We start from the raw sequence: 13,934 nt of genomic DNA on the forward strand, positions 1-13,934 counted from the left end.
TTGGACGTGATCATAGGTTCGTCCGTCCCCTCGATGGTCGAAGAGGTTCGTCGTTTTGCTAACGATAGCCGGACGAACCAACAGTAAAAATCAAACACGCTACCTGTTATGAATTAACCTTATTTCGGAACACCTACCCTGTAAAAGCTAAAATCCAGAAAGAGCATAAGGGAAAAGTGACCCCAGACGAGCTGGGGTATCCGGCAGTGCCGGATTTTTCATGGGGACATCAAAAAGGCGTTTTGTGACACGTGTGAGACAGCGCTGTGACAACATTGAGTACAAAACCGGGGGTGTGTGACACTTGTGAGACAGATTTTAACGATTCGATAACCGGTCAACGATCGATTATGGACCAACCCCTGGTCAAAAAATGACCCATTCCTGAACACCATCAGAGCCTATATCGTGTTCCCGATCGAGCTCATGAAATGCTCGGAACGTGTCCCAACAGGCAACCAATATCGGTCTCGACATGAACCAAACGTGTTCATGATGGGAACGTGATAGAGAACCAAAACATGGATCTTATGGCAAGCCCACGAATCAACATAGTGAACAGCAAAAGCCAACAACGAAACAGGAAATCGTTCCATCTTCGACTGGATGAGGACCAACGATTGAACATATAGTTACCTTTTATTGATCATTTATTGAAGGGAAGAGAGACACATGAAAACAAACAATACGATTGCTGCTTTTCATATTATCCGTCGAGAGGAAAACGGTGCGCTGGTGTTAAACACGAACCAGCTATACACCTGGAACATTCCCAAACGCTTGCGCGAAGATCCGATTCAGCAGGGAGATATCGTCCTCGTGAATACCAACCACGGACGACGAACGGTGCTCGTGATGAATGTCTTTCGCGAAGAATTTGAAGAGACCGGAAAAATGTATAAGAAAGTCGTGAGCGTGGTCGAACGAGCGCCTGCTTCCCCCGCCCAAGAAGCATAACGATCCATCCATGGTGTTAGTCATCTAGCATCTGTACACATTGAATAACCCTATCATATAGGGTAAAATAGAAGAGTATCAGGAGGGCTTATGCATCGAGAATTTATTTATACCCCGACGTTCGATAAACGCTGGGAACGACTGAAGTTGTCGGATACCGATTGACGAGAACTGGAGCAACTGTTACTGGAAGATCCGGAACGGGGAGACACGGAAACAGGGACCGGAGGCATTAAAAAAATGCGTTTTGCGCCTTCTCGTTCGAATCAGGGAAAAAGTGGTTCATATCGTGTGGTCTATCTCAATATCCCCGTGACCGATCGAACGATTTGCATTTTGATTTTCACCAAATCGGAACAAGCAAGCTTATCCAAAGAAGAAAAAAATGAATGAAAGAAACTGTCCATCCAGTTGAAACAACTATATGGTCAGCCATAAGGAGGCGTTAGACATGGGATCTTCTCTTTTTGACGAGATGAAAAAAAGCATGGAAGAAGCAGTGGCTTTTGGCGAAGGCGATCAAACGAAAGGACGACGAAAAAACGTAGCTATTAAAGCCTTGCAAGTTTTTACGCCCGAAGAGATTAAGCAATTGCGCGAGCAGCTGCACTTTACCCAACGCGTCTTTGCCCAGGTTTTAGGAGTTTCTACTAAAACGGTGGAGGCGTGGGAAAAGGGAACGAATACGCCAAGTGGTTCTTCTCGTCGGCTGCTCGAAATTTACTGGAACCATCCTGATATTGCCGAACAAGAAGTCACGGAAAAAGTTTGAGAACATCAAACAGAAGAAACGTAGCCGTTCGAATGGAATCGAAAACGGCTACGTTTCATTTACATAGCAGATCATAATTTCATCTACCGTACTGTTTTCACTAAAAATCAGTTACCATAATGACGATTATCAGCAGTTTTTATGAAAGAAACAAGCATTGCGCCTTTATGAGGTATCGCAATACTTGTTTCTTTAGTAATATGGCTTTATTTTTCATTAAACATAACCATAGCTGAAAAATAGAATAATGGGTTACTGAATTTTATATCTACTATTTCAATATTATCATTCAAAAATTCGTTAACTTTTTTATCTAATCTATTGTTATCTAAAGCGTAAAAGGTTTTAATTTTCATTCCGACCCACCTCCCCCATTAAATAGTCTATGAAAGGATTGAGAAGCCATGCTGTTGCCGTTCCTTATTAATAACTAGGGAATGGCCTTACGACAGCATGACTATGATAATTTTTTTAAACTAAACAAAGTAACAGCGTGAATAATATACGTGCCAGTCACTAATATCCATATTGCTGTCTGGTAACTTTCTAAAGAAAAAGATGATACAAACTCATCAATTAAATAAATAATAAACCAGCCTAAAATAACTAACGGAAAAGCAAATCCATAAGATGTATTCAGTATCTTTTTCCCACGCTCATCATTGCTCTCTTCTCCAAATTGAAATTTCAAACTGAAAAACACAGAGGCAAAAAAAAGCAATACATATCCTATAATGCCAATAGATAATAATGATGACATTATGAATCCTCCTTCATTTCTTCATACTGGAATACGTCATCAATTCCAACATTAAAAACATTTGCTATTTCAAATCCCAATACTAACGACGGCGTATAATTACCTTTTTCAATTGAAATAATAGTCTGTCTACTAACGCCGATTGTTTTAGCTAAATCTTTTTGGGTCATTTTTTTCTCAGCTCTTAAAACTCGCATTCGATTTGATAAACGTTTTTCTCCACGCACATTTTCTCCTCCTATAGTGAAGCCGATCAAACTTATTGTAAAATAAATTTAACTAAAAGTAAAATTTATTTTACTTTTAGTCGCTTAGAAAATATGATTTTTCATTTTATTCTCATTCATTCATTGTTTATTAGCATTCTCAAAATTTGTTTATTAACAAATGTTTGGCTTAACGATCTATGATAATAATTATCTAAAACTCTTAACTTTTGGATACTACCCTAAACACTCCGTTTTTATAGCCAAAAACGGGGTGTTTTCCGTTTAAAAGTCCGTCTGAGACTATCCAGAATTTGCTTCGCTACTGGCAAAATATAAGTGTCTTGCTTCAACGAGGTTTGCTTCGTTTCTAGTAGGTTGCTTTTATCGAATCGTTTTAGTATTATCATTAGTGACTGACAATCAGTCACTAATGATAATATGAGTATAATTTTCAGGAGGCAACCATGAAACAAACCACTTACGATCAATTATTGGAAGCGGCCATCACCGTCATTCATCGGGAAGGGTTCGATCAAACGTCGGTCTCCCAGCTAGTGAAGGAAGCCGGCGTCGCACAGGGGACGTTTTATAATTATTTCGAATCGAAAAAAGAGCTCGTGCCAGCCATTGCTTCTCATATCCTAAACGAACAGCTGGTTCGCATGAAAGCGCATGGAGATGCGGGCACCCTGACTGAAGTTCTTGATACCGTGATTGCCATCACGTTTCAGATCACGGAAGAATTTCAGGATTCGATCAGCATGTGCTATGGCGGGATGTCGCTCTATTACTCCTTTGAGCGTTGGGAAGCGATTTATCGCCCCTATTATGAGTGGCTGCAATCGCAATTCGTGCAATTACGACAGCACCATCAACTGACGAATGAACTGGAGTTGAAACCGATGGTCAACAACACGATCGGCCTGGTCGAGCACGCCGCAGAAAGCCATTATTTATCCCAGTCGGGGACGAACGATCAACGGCAGGCCCAAACCGAACTGAAGCGCATGCTTGTACGAGCGCTCGCAAGATAAGGGGGCGATCGAATGAATGTGAAACAAGAAAAGAACATCCTTTGGATCTCGATCATGGCCACCGTGCTGTTTTCAGGCACCGGGATGGTCTTGGGCTTATGGTTCCAATCGCAAATGATTGTCTTCGACGGGTTATATTCGCTGGTTGGTGTGGCGCTCTCCTGTGTATCGCTAGCGGCGGCGACATGGATGACAACGACCGACTGGAAACGGTACCCCTTCGGGTTAGATATCGTGGAACCTCTTGTGGTGTTATTCAAGTACATGGTTATTCTGCTGTTGATCGCGGGTTCGGCCGCGGCCGCCCTCGTGTCCCTGTTCCAGGGCGGCCGGGACATGCAGGTAGGACCGGCGTTTGTCTACTCGTTGATTGGATTGCTCGCGTGTGGAGCTATCGCCCGTTATTTACACGTGCAAGCTTCTCGTTCGGCGTCGGCCTTATTAAAGGCGGAATCCAATCAGTGGCTCATGGATACGCTCGTCAGTATGGGAGTGTTTGTGGGATTTCTCGTTGCCTTCGTGCTTGAAAGCTTTCAGTGGTTCCCGGCGTTTATTCCTTATGTCGATCCCGCCATGGTGCTGCTCGTCTCCGTGTACTTTTTGCGGTTTCCGCTGAAAGAAATGCGTCTGGCCCTTCGGGAGGTTTTGGCGATGAGCTCGCATGAAGGGATACGCCGTCGCATGGAGGCCACGCTAGAGGAGCTTGCTTTCGACTATAATGTCGAAGAAAGCTTTCTGCGGATGACCAAGGTCGGGCGAACCCTTTGGGTGGAAATTGATATTGTGGCGCTGGAAAGCAGCCCCCTCAATTCCTTAAGAAAACAAGATGAAATGCGGGAGAAACTGGCTGAAGTATTGACCGGAGCAACGCCCAAAAAGTGGCTGACGGTCTCGTTCATGGCCGATCGGCATTGGGCCCTTGATGACTAAAAGGTAGATAAGCTTTGGGGAGTTAGTCTTACAGAAAAATCAATCAAATGAGGGATTGCGCTGATTTTTAAGTGCGGTCGACCATTTTTCACAATATGTTAACACAAAGGAGATTATTGAAAGTTAGCGGTTTATGTCTGAATATAAAAATAACGAGCAAGTCCAACAGGCTTATATGTTGGACTTGCTCGTTTTGCTAGACAGTAAATTATACAAGAAATCCTTGGAATGTTTCTGCAAGCTTCGCACCTATGTCTGCTGTGTTCGATCCAGCAACGGAGATTTCATTAATCCCTCTAATACTAGTCATGGCAGACTTAATAATAGATTTTCTAGGTTTTTCGCTTTCGATTTCTTGAACGGCTGCTTCAACTAACTCCACTGCTTCTTCCTTGTCGTCTTCTTGTACAGAGTTATCCTCTTTTAGAGCTTGAGCAAATTCGGAGGCAAGCTGTTTCACTTCTTTTAAATCATTTTCATTGTATGTTTGCTTCGCATGGATCGTTGATTGACCTTCTGCATGATTTAACTGCCCGCTAAAATCATGAATGTTGAATTGCGTGTTCGAGGATTTATCCAAGTCCATATCAATAGCTACCTCCTGAAGATAGGATTCAATATGATCGATCAGGGGTTTAACGATCTCATAGTTAAACTCTTTGACCGTATCTTGTAATTTCTTTTTCATACTGTAAAGTAGGGCAGTATTTAAATAGTCGATATTGTGGTCGCGAATATATATTAGCATTTGGTAAATAAAAGCTATCTCCTTTGATTGTCCTACTGGGAGTTTTAAGCTTTTTCTTTCACCTTGCCCTATTCTTTTTTCCATATCATAATTTTCAATACTATGTGATGCAATAAAATCGGATATTACCGAACTATCTTCGATAAAGGCTAAAAATCTTTTAAGGTTGTCATTAGCATTTTGGTGACTTGTATTTAAAAATCTACTTGCTGCACGTCTGAAGTTCAACGATAGTTTTTTGTATTCTTTTTCTGTTAATTCCATTTCTGAGCTCATTTAATTCACTCCACAATAAGGACAGTATAGATTAGAAACGTTTTGAGTCAATTTCGCTTTGATTACTTTATTACAGCAAATCATTTTTACTTGTTCTAGCTCTTCGTCCTCTTTTAGTAGTGCTGGGAGTTCTTCTCTCGGTTTTTTCATCTCGAATGTGACGTTTGAATTTTTCTTTTTGGATTTAGGCTTTTTAACGGCTTGATACATTTCTTTTCGCATTTGATTGACTGCGACTGTCTGAAAATGCTCTATGATTTTTTGAGGAATAAAACTCGACTTTTCTTTTACTAATCCGCAATAAGGACAGAACAATTCCAAAATGTCTTCGTTATCTCGTTGTGCAGGAAGAAGTTTAAACTTATCTTGGCAATAAGGGCACTCTAGTGAATAAAATCCATCATTATCTGTAGGAATATTAATCTGGAAGTCCACGTTTCCCCTCCCTCTATCATTTTACGATCCGTGATAAGGTTTTAACGATGATCGTTCGTTAAGTATTCATTTAGAAAATAATCACTATCCTCTTGATTCAAGAAGGACATCCAAATCCCGGACATCGCTCGATCCAACGATTTTCAGGAACTTTCGAGCCTTACTTTTGGTGCTAATACCGTGATGAATCACGTGATAACAAACCTCTACCAAGGTGTCCTGGCTCATGGTTACTTCTTCATCCTTTATCGTGATGGTAAGCGGTTCATCGGTGATGACTTCGCCGATATCATAATCGTTGCTGCAGATGATACCTACCTGGAGGATGAGGGCCGCAGCCAGGCAATGGATCTCCCCGAGGTCGTTGGTATGCTTTAATCGGCGTCCTTCAGCTTTCTTTTTGTGGTTCAAAGTAGTAAACGCCTGACGCATATCGGCCACATAGCTGTCATAGATCGCATAGGCATCGTCGGACAGGGTTTCTTCATCTTCTGGATCAAATCTCGTCCACGTGCCATCGTCGATATAAGCTTCCACGCGCCGTCGAACAGAGGACAGCTGAAGCTCTTCGAGGACTTGTTGGTGAATGTAAATAGCTTCATATACGTTCGTTAACCAGGCAAAGATATTTTCCGCCTGATAGGCCGCCGCTTCAATCAGGACATTGGCATCAATGAACGCTGGCTGTCTAGGTGCCATCACGCTGATCCTTTTCCACCACGTCTCGTTGATACCGTTCCGCCTGTTTGGGAGCGTAGGGGGATAATTTATTTGCGGCCGTCAATTTGTCTAATCCTTTTGCTTCGACCATTTGGTTAACCGTCTGTTCATAAGCGATGAATTGTTGTTCGTGCATGGGCTGATCGAAAGAGGAGCGGGGAAGGCCCACTTCCTCGCGGTACGTCCTCCACGCTTCTTCATCCCATGTCAGATGAACGGGTTTCTCATCCAATTCCTTTAATCGTCGTGCGACCGTTTCATACGGAACCGCTGCCATATCAGCAAGATGTAGCACGGCTTCGGCCGGAGGATACTTTTTCCGGAAGCGCTGCCACAACGACTTGGTTAACGCCTTCGGAAGCATAATGCCCGCAGCGAAACGGTCCGCCGCCCGTTCATGATCAAACGAAGGATCGTCCTCGGCCGCGACAGAAGCTTTCGTTAAATGCCATAATTCGTGCGCAGCCGTGAAATACCGGAGGCGTAGAGGATGAAACGTATTGATGGCAATAAACTGCTCCTTGGCTGGGGAGGTGATGGCCGCTCCAAAGTAAGCTTCATCGTCGATCCATTGATAAATCACGTGAGCTTCATCAGCAACCAAGCGCTCGATCAAAGCGCCAATAAAGACATCATGGCCGAGCGTATCTTCCAAATAATCCAACGCGAATGCTTCTCCAAATTGTTCTGCTTTTTGTCGATGCTTCATGGACGCAGTTGCTCCTGTAAGCCCAAATAGTCTTCTACGGCGAATATGACATTATCCAGTTCTCGTTTGGAGCGCCGATTCGACAATGTTCCGCGCAAATGCACGGTCACTTGGCCCTTGTTGTCCTGCGTAAGAAGTTCAGAAACGGATAGGCCCATAAGGTGTGCTACCTGTTCCATATGATGAGGCTGCATGGTTCGTTTTCCGGCCAGCATGTGGCCGATCAAACCTTTGCTGACGCCCAGTTGATTGGCTAACCATTCATAGGATTGATTTTCTTCGTTTAACCACGATTTTATACGCGTACGTACTCGTTCTTGTGTGTTCATGAAAACACCTCCTGTTTACATTTATTATAACATTTAATGTAAACATGTATACAAAAAAGAATTAAATGCTTTACAGGCACCGTGAAAATTAATTAGTAGAATCACGCTTCCCAATACTATCTAAGTACCCTTGAGGAAGAGCAGAATATAGTTCGTCAATTTCTTTATCACGAGTGATAGTGACATTTACAATTTCATTTATTAATTTAAATAAAAATAAAACTATGTCTTCTTCTTCATTAAGATTTATGCTGCCTGGGTGTGCGCCTTCGTTTCCATAATAGCGTAAAACATCGAGCCCCTTATACAAATCACTAGGTATACGTGCGTCTTCTTTTAGACTCCCTATCATTTTATATAGAGACCCGCCAGAAAGGTTTAAGTAGTCTTTTAAATATAACTCAATTGCTGTTCTTAATAACGCTGATGAAGCTTTTTTGGAATGAGGAAAACAAGCAGAGGCTTCTTTATAAAGCTCTTTTATATTATCAGGCATATCTTCTTCAGGTTCCATTACAGGTTGAGTCACAGGGTACACCATTTGATATGAATCATCGAGTTCGCTATAAATCCAAAAACCAAAACCGAAACACTGAGTGCAAATTGATAAAACCTTGCTATTACGCATCACATTATTAACTTCATCTTGATATATGACACCATTATTGTTAAAAATGCTACTCAAATGATGCTTGTAATCCTCTATATCGTCACCGTCTGTACCATATAACTTTAAATACATAGACTGAATAGATAAAGAATGTCCAAGATCGTCCTGCGCATTGAAAAAGAATTTATCCTGGGGAGCGATTGATTTACAGTGCGGACAAGAATAACTATGTTTTTCTAAAGTTGGGGGAATAAAAGTCATGATTTTCTCCTTTTAAAATTGAATTATTAGTATCAACTGCTTTTTCATTCATTTTAACTACTAGAAGGATTTTCTTTAAAATCTTGAAATGGGTCCTCTACTAAGTTGTAATCAAAAAACCAAATGTTATTATCATCCTTATGTGTTTTTAAAATTGGTTTATAAATTTCTTTATAATAATCTTTATAGAAACCCACTGCTAGAGGCTCGTTTAGAAATCTTTTAAATTCTTCTATACTGGGCTCCTCTTTTTCCCATAGGTGCGTATGAGGCTTTTCATTTACCTCTTCTCCATTGGAGTAAAGTTTAACTTCAGGGGATATAAAGAATTTTAATAAGGAAGAAGCATCGATAACTTGGACTTCATTTCTAGATACAGAAGTAAAATCGAATACATTTGTACAAATAATCTTTATGATATTTTCTTTTTGAGGTGGGAACTTTGGTAAATCAAAGTCAGTTAGCTTTTTTATCTTTTCCCAATCGTTTATTATTACTTCTTCTCTGCGATGGGCTTGATCGGCTCCTTCATCCAAAGCTTGCAAAGCATTTTTTTTCATTTGTTCAGAAAAAGGTCTTTTTAAATGTTTGCATTCTATTAATAGAATGTGTTCTTTAAATTTTACTATGAGGTCAAACTCTACTTTTTTTCCATCATAAGCTACAAATTCAATTTTTTGATTATTTACTTCGACAAATGGATTAAGTGAAAGAGTAGATCTTAACTCTTTTTCAAAGTTTGTACCCTTATCAGAAATCTGTGCATTCCAGTTTGTGGCTAACATTTCAATAGTTCTTGCTATATTCATTTGTGTGATTAAACTAGGGCAAAATATCAGTTTATTCTCATTAATTGAAATTAAGGGTTGAGAAAAAACATCTAATTTATAGGTTTTAAGAAACGTAAATGCGTCAATTATCATCTCTGCTAATTTTGTATTTATTTCATATAAATAAGTGAATTGTGTAATCAAAGTTTTTTTATCAATAATAGGAGATAATTTTTTGTAACTACTTCTTTTTTCTTTTTCTTCGAACATATTTAAAGCTGTGGTTCTATGAATTAAACTAACAGTAAATAAATACTCGAGACCCATTAATAAATCAGTAACCTTCAAACCTTTATGTTCCAGTTCAAAGTAAAGTTCGTCAAGTGAGTGTAATTGAGCATTGATCAAATTTTTGATTATTTTTTTTGAACGGTCAAACGAAGCTTTATCTAATTCAAAAACTTGTATTGGATCAGATAGTTTTTTAGTAATTTTGACTAAATCATTCATATACTCTTGGTTTTTATGCTCTTGAATTATATTTGTTTGTTGAATACTGATATGTTCTCTATAATTGTATCTCTCTATGGCTATCCTTTCTTTCAAATAATTCTCTTTTGAATTTGGTTCAAATAGATTTTGTATTTCGCCGTTACTTTTTATCGGTTTTATTTTCCATTTTCTAAATTTGAATTTTTCCCAAATATTGTTTAACAAATTTCTTCTGTTGGCAAAGAATATGATTTGCTCAAAACTAGGTAATTCATAAGGAGATATTTCATTGTGGTCAAAGTTTTCTTCGTTATCGTAGTTTTTAGCATTATTATTTATATACCTGATTAAGGTTTCCGAACCTTCTATCAATGCTTCAGAATAATCTAACTGCGAGATTTTAACATCTTCAGAGTCATTAACTTTGTATTTAGCAACTTGACTTTCCATGCCTGTGTAAAAGCCTTCTTGATTTTCATTTTGTTTGGTAAGTAATCTATTTTGGTCTTCTATAAAGATACATATCATTTGCAATTGTTCTGAGAACGTGTATTTAGAAAAAAGATTTTTCTCTAATTCCTCAAGATAACTAACTACATTTTTATTTATAGTTTTAATTGCCAGAAAAACTTCATGAAATTTTTCTGTGAAGTCCACGAAATCCTGATCTTTATCCCTAAGTTCTTTACTTGCTAATATAAATGATTTAAATATAATATTTAACTTTTCTTGAGAGATTTTCGTATCAATCGGTTTTGGTAAGATATCATTCTGTAAAAGTTTTTCTTTGAATTCATCCGTATTATGTATATAAAGTTCTACGAGAAAAGATGAAGCTTCATTGACATTAGACTGATCTATATATTCTTTGAATAGTGTAAAATTCATGCATTAATCCCTCCAATGTTATTTAAGTAACTTTACGTATCGTATTTCATTTTTTAAATCAATTACTTACTTGTTTTTTAAACAAAAACGGCAATAGAGTAGTTACGACAGTAGACGTAATCCCTGAGGCAATTATTATATCCTACAAAATTTATCTCTCCCAAAGTAAGTTTATTCAGTAATTTCAAGCCTGCTAACCAAATAATAAAAAGTGCTGATAAATAATTTTAGTGTTCCATTCTCGATATGTCTTGGTGATCAACGTTTTTCAAGAAATTATTTATTAATTTCACGTACCATAATTTTTCTCGTATCGTTTCACCATTCGATAGAATGTACTGTTCGACAGATCCAATCGCCGCATCGCATCGACGGCTTTAATTTCCCCAGCTTTCCATTCCCAGTAAGCTTCCTTAAATGCTTCGGTGATCGGCGTTTCCGGTCGGCCAAATTTTACGCCCTGCCCTTGGGCCGTATCGATGCCTTCGCGCTGACGGGCGCGAATCCGTGTCCGTTCCTCCTCCGCCATCCAGGAAAGGATCTGCAGCACCAGATCCACAATAAACGTCTTCATGGTATCGTCTTGCTCTTTGGTATTCAGCAACGGCATATCCAACACCACAATATCACACTGGATCGTTTTCGTGATTTCATTCCATTCTTGCAGAATCTCTTCCTTGTTCCGTCCGAATCGATCCAGCGAATGAATGTACAGCACATCCCCTTTCCGTAGGATGCGTTTCAACAGCTGGTACTGGTCTCGCTGAAAGTTTTTGCCACTGGCCCGGTCAATAAAAATATCCCGTTCCAAGATCCCTGCTTCTCGCATCGAAGCTAATTGCCGGCTTTCATTCTGATCTTTGCTGCTGACGCGTATGTATCCATAATTCCGATACTCCATAGTTATGTACTCCCTTTTTGGAAATGAATGAAGAAATGACGGCTAAAAACCACCCATAACCCCCCTGTTCATTATGATACATATCAAAAACGATTTCTAGATGTTTTGAAAGGAAAAAACCGTGGATTTGACCATGGTTTGTATATGTATCAAAAAGTCTACTTTTTGATACATGTATAAGTCTGCAATTATTACATGGAATGTTTGCCCCCTCTATATGGTTCCTATACCGTTTACATATCTAAGATATATGATATAATGCGTGTAAGAGTAGATATTTCATTGGTTACACCAAACCCCCAACGTATGCTAGTACGTTGGGGGTTTTTCTGTGGTGCGGCTATTGTCGTCGCCCTAATGATTGTTATGTCGCCTATATAGCCAGTAGGCGAACATATTCCCGCTAATGACCACAATAAGTGGAAATAGAAGGTCGCTGAGTAGATATTCCACAGTTACACCTCCTTTCCAGGAAGTGTTCGCCTGAAAAGTGGACGACAGTCTTTATTGTATCACGGGACTTAAAAGAGAAATTTCTGAACCTTATAGAGGTAAAAGGAAGGGAATCTTTCCTTGGGGTTACGTCAAATAAATTTTCTTTTCTCGGACAAATAGTAGGCACGCTATGGCCTTTAAAGAATGATGTTGAATTTTATTAATACATACGGTCCATGAAATTTTTTGATTTATAAAAAAACAAACTTGATTTAGATCTCTATTCAAAAAATAGTAATACTAATTTATTGCACCTAGGATTATTAACTAGAGAATGAACAACTAATATTTTTTAGAGGAATAAACCGACCTTCACACTTTCTCCACATTTTTTCCTTACAATATGTAAGGGTCTGTCTACAATCACTCTGACCCCCGACTGTTCAACCAAGAAAGAAGGTTCATTAGTGCCGACACCTTATGATAATAACCAAGGACCACGCATCAATATCCTCGATCAAATACGCGGCGTGGCATTATTTGCGATTTTCATCGTCAATATCTCTGGGCTTGCCCGGGTCCCAATGGTTGATTCAACATGGCTGGACCCTTCGCTTGCAACCGTTATAGATATTGGTTTTGAAGATAGCGCTCGGCCATTATTTGCTCTCATGTTTGGCATCAGCCTGGTCCTTATTTATGACCGATTACATATGAAAGGCCTTAACCCGTATCCCATCCTGTTCCGGCGATTACTAGTCCTGTTTTTAATTGGCGGGCTTCACGGCTACTTCGTATGGGCGGGAGATATCTTACTGATGTATGCCTCCGCAGGGCTCGTATTAATCAGCTGTCTCCAGCTCCCTACCCGATGGTTGCTCGGCCTCGCATTCTTGTTTTGGCTGGGGTATGCCACAGGCATCGATCTGCTGGATGGGTATACTTCCGTTCAGATGGATCCCCATCAATGGCTGAAAGATGCCCTGCCCCCGGATCGAACATACCCGACCGGCATTGAATACCTCTTGATTGAATGGTCCTCTATGATTAATCATTTAGGTTATTTCTTCTTTGGCATGTATGCCTACCGCAGCGGCGTCTTTTCGCACGCCTGGCGGGCAAGACATCGAAAATGGCTGTTCTGTATTACTTCTCTCCTTTTGGGAATCCTCGGAAAAACAGGCATCTATTTGGGCGTAGAGACACCTTTATTGCATCATTGGGATGACATTTACGCTTTTTTCGTCAGCATGGGCGCGGGCTTGGGACTACTTCTACTAGGAACAAGCACCACCAGGGCAGCAAAGCTTCTTGTACCATTTGAAGCCGTGGGGAAAATGACGTTCACTCATTATCTTCTGCAATCGCTCATCTTCGTGAGTTTATTTCAGCCCAGCGGACGAACCATTTTTGATGGCCTAGGGATTTGGACTTCTCCGAGCTACATTTTTGCGTTGAGTATAGGACTGCTTCTGTTTGGGATGCAAATGCTCGTCAGCCCGTGGTGGTTGAAAACCTTTTATTATGGACCGTTCGAGTGGGTATGGCGCATGGGCACCCATCGAAAATGGATACCCATAGTCCGTAAACCCTCGGACCGTAATCAACATGATCGCTCTTAACGCCCGTGGGAATTAGGATTTCCGGGGTATTGAACCCCCATGGAATAAAGCAAAAAGCTGCTTCCCTGAATAGCCA

General features: G+C 40.1%; 16 protein-coding genes. 5 read left to right on the forward strand and 11 right to left on the reverse strand.

What is annotated here, in order from left to right; all coding sequences use genetic code 11:
- The first annotated feature begins 672 nt into the window (after positions 1-672).
- Positions 673-957 carry a DUF5839 family protein gene (locus ACTTK7_RS14540; protein WP_462868801.1) on the forward strand — a complete coding sequence of 95 codons (285 nt, stop codon included), beginning with the start codon at positions 673-675 and terminating at the stop codon, positions 955-957.
- Positions 958-1,408: 451 nt separating this feature from the next.
- The gene (locus ACTTK7_RS14545; RefSeq protein WP_462868802.1) at positions 1,409-1,729 is read left to right on the forward strand and encodes a helix-turn-helix domain-containing protein; all 321 of its coding nucleotides are present in this window, start codon (positions 1,409-1,411) and stop codon (positions 1,727-1,729) included.
- 206 nt (positions 1,730-1,935) lie between these two features.
- On the opposite strand, the gene ACTTK7_RS14550 is transcribed toward ACTTK7_RS14545, so the two are convergent.
- The 3 genes from ACTTK7_RS14550 to ACTTK7_RS14560 all read right to left on the reverse strand — a co-directional run bounded on the left by ACTTK7_RS14550 (position 1,936) and on the right by ACTTK7_RS14560 (position 2,716).
- Complete coding sequence (locus ACTTK7_RS14550) at positions 1,936-2,085, reverse strand: hypothetical protein (protein ID WP_462868803.1); 150 nt, start codon at positions 2,083-2,085, stop codon at positions 1,936-1,938.
- Positions 2,086-2,186: 101 nt separating this feature from the next.
- The gene (locus ACTTK7_RS14555; protein ID WP_462868804.1) at positions 2,187-2,489 is read right to left on the reverse strand and encodes a hypothetical protein; all 303 of its coding nucleotides are present in this window, start codon (positions 2,487-2,489) and stop codon (positions 2,187-2,189) included.
- Complete coding sequence (locus ACTTK7_RS14560) at positions 2,489-2,716, reverse strand: helix-turn-helix transcriptional regulator (protein WP_462868805.1); 228 nt, start codon at positions 2,714-2,716, stop codon at positions 2,489-2,491. The genes ACTTK7_RS14555 and ACTTK7_RS14560 overlap by 1 nt, the downstream gene beginning before the upstream one ends.
- A 446-nt stretch (positions 2,717-3,162) precedes the next feature.
- On the opposite strand from ACTTK7_RS14560, the gene ACTTK7_RS14565 reads away from it, so the two are divergent.
- Together ACTTK7_RS14565 and ACTTK7_RS14570 are read left to right on the forward strand one after the other, a co-directional pair.
- Complete coding sequence (locus ACTTK7_RS14565) at positions 3,163-3,732, forward strand: TetR family transcriptional regulator (RefSeq protein WP_462868806.1); 570 nt, start codon at positions 3,163-3,165, stop codon at positions 3,730-3,732.
- 12 nt (positions 3,733-3,744) lie between these two features.
- Positions 3,745-4,662, forward strand: coding sequence for a cation diffusion facilitator family transporter (locus ACTTK7_RS14570; RefSeq protein ID WP_462868807.1), 918 nt, complete (start codon positions 3,745-3,747; stop codon positions 4,660-4,662).
- A gap of 208 nt (positions 4,663-4,870) precedes the next feature.
- Here the strand turns inward: ACTTK7_RS14570 and ACTTK7_RS14575 are convergent, their stop codons facing one another.
- The 8 genes from ACTTK7_RS14575 to ACTTK7_RS14610 form a co-directional block, all read right to left on the reverse strand.
- Positions 4,871-5,686, reverse strand: coding sequence for a hypothetical protein (locus ACTTK7_RS14575; protein ID WP_462868808.1), 816 nt, complete (start codon positions 5,684-5,686; stop codon positions 4,871-4,873).
- A complete protein-coding gene (locus ACTTK7_RS14580; protein ID WP_462868809.1) occupies positions 5,687-6,121 on the reverse strand; it encodes a hypothetical protein in 435 nt (144 codons plus the stop codon).
- An 84-nt stretch (positions 6,122-6,205) separates the two neighbouring features.
- A complete protein-coding gene (locus tag ACTTK7_RS14585) occupies positions 6,206-6,820 on the reverse strand; it encodes a PIN domain-containing protein (RefSeq protein WP_462868810.1) in 615 nt (204 codons plus the stop codon).
- Complete coding sequence (locus tag ACTTK7_RS14590) at positions 6,810-7,550, reverse strand: ImmA/IrrE family metallo-endopeptidase (protein ID WP_462868812.1); 741 nt, start codon at positions 7,548-7,550, stop codon at positions 6,810-6,812. The genes ACTTK7_RS14585 and ACTTK7_RS14590 overlap by 11 nt, the downstream gene beginning before the upstream one ends.
- The gene (locus ACTTK7_RS14595; protein ID WP_462868813.1) at positions 7,547-7,879 is read right to left on the reverse strand and encodes a helix-turn-helix domain-containing protein; all 333 of its coding nucleotides are present in this window, start codon (positions 7,877-7,879) and stop codon (positions 7,547-7,549) included. The genes ACTTK7_RS14590 and ACTTK7_RS14595 overlap by 4 nt, the downstream gene beginning before the upstream one ends.
- 88 nt (positions 7,880-7,967) lie before the next feature.
- Positions 7,968-8,750, reverse strand: a complete 783-nt coding sequence (locus ACTTK7_RS14600) for a DUF4145 domain-containing protein (protein WP_462868814.1) — start codon at positions 8,748-8,750, stop codon at positions 7,968-7,970.
- 53 nt (positions 8,751-8,803) lie between these two features.
- Complete coding sequence (locus ACTTK7_RS14605; protein WP_462868815.1) at positions 8,804-10,900, reverse strand: hypothetical protein; 2,097 nt, start codon at positions 10,898-10,900, stop codon at positions 8,804-8,806.
- A gap of 289 nt (positions 10,901-11,189) precedes the next feature.
- Positions 11,190-11,801, reverse strand: a complete 612-nt coding sequence (locus ACTTK7_RS14610; RefSeq protein WP_462868816.1) for a recombinase family protein — start codon at positions 11,799-11,801, stop codon at positions 11,190-11,192.
- A 902-nt stretch (positions 11,802-12,703) separates the two neighbouring features.
- On the opposite strand from ACTTK7_RS14610, the gene ACTTK7_RS14615 reads away from it, so the two are divergent.
- Positions 12,704-13,858, forward strand: a complete 1,155-nt coding sequence (locus tag ACTTK7_RS14615) for a DUF418 domain-containing protein (RefSeq protein WP_462868817.1) — start codon at positions 12,704-12,706, stop codon at positions 13,856-13,858.
- Positions 13,859-13,934: the final 76 nt, after the last annotated feature.

The sequence above is a fragment of the Marinococcus tarijensis genome (assembly GCF_054971385.1).

Coding starts and splice junctions, on each gene's coding strand:
- ACTTK7_RS14610 (WP_462868816.1), bottom strand. CDS start 11,801: ATGGAGTATCGGAATTATGGATACATACGCGTCAGCAGCAAAGATCAG.
- ACTTK7_RS14585 (WP_462868810.1), bottom strand. CDS start 6,820: ATGGCACCTAGACAGCCAGCGTTCATTGATGCCAATGTCCTGATTGAA.
- ACTTK7_RS14540 (WP_462868801.1), top strand. CDS start 673: ATGAAAACAAACAATACGATTGCTGCTTTTCATATTATCCGTCGAGAG.
- ACTTK7_RS14595 (WP_462868813.1), bottom strand. CDS start 7,879: ATGAACACACAAGAACGAGTACGTACGCGTATAAAATCGTGGTTAAAC.
- ACTTK7_RS14575 (WP_462868808.1), bottom strand. CDS start 5,686: ATGAGCTCAGAAATGGAATTAACAGAAAAAGAATACAAAAAACTATCG.
- ACTTK7_RS14550 (WP_462868803.1), bottom strand. CDS start 2,085: ATGAAAATTAAAACCTTTTACGCTTTAGATAACAATAGATTAGATAAA.
- ACTTK7_RS14555 (WP_462868804.1), bottom strand. CDS start 2,489: ATGTCATCATTATTATCTATTGGCATTATAGGATATGTATTGCTTTTT.
- ACTTK7_RS14600 (WP_462868814.1), bottom strand. CDS start 8,750: ATGACTTTTATTCCCCCAACTTTAGAAAAACATAGTTATTCTTGTCCG.
- ACTTK7_RS14570 (WP_462868807.1), top strand. CDS start 3,745: ATGAATGTGAAACAAGAAAAGAACATCCTTTGGATCTCGATCATGGCC.
- ACTTK7_RS14545 (WP_462868802.1), top strand. CDS start 1,409: ATGGGATCTTCTCTTTTTGACGAGATGAAAAAAAGCATGGAAGAAGCA.
- ACTTK7_RS14605 (WP_462868815.1), bottom strand. CDS start 10,900: ATGAATTTTACACTATTCAAAGAATATATAGATCAGTCTAATGTCAAT.
- ACTTK7_RS14590 (WP_462868812.1), bottom strand. CDS start 7,550: ATGAAGCATCGACAAAAAGCAGAACAATTTGGAGAAGCATTCGCGTTG.
- ACTTK7_RS14565 (WP_462868806.1), top strand. CDS start 3,163: ATGAAACAAACCACTTACGATCAATTATTGGAAGCGGCCATCACCGTC.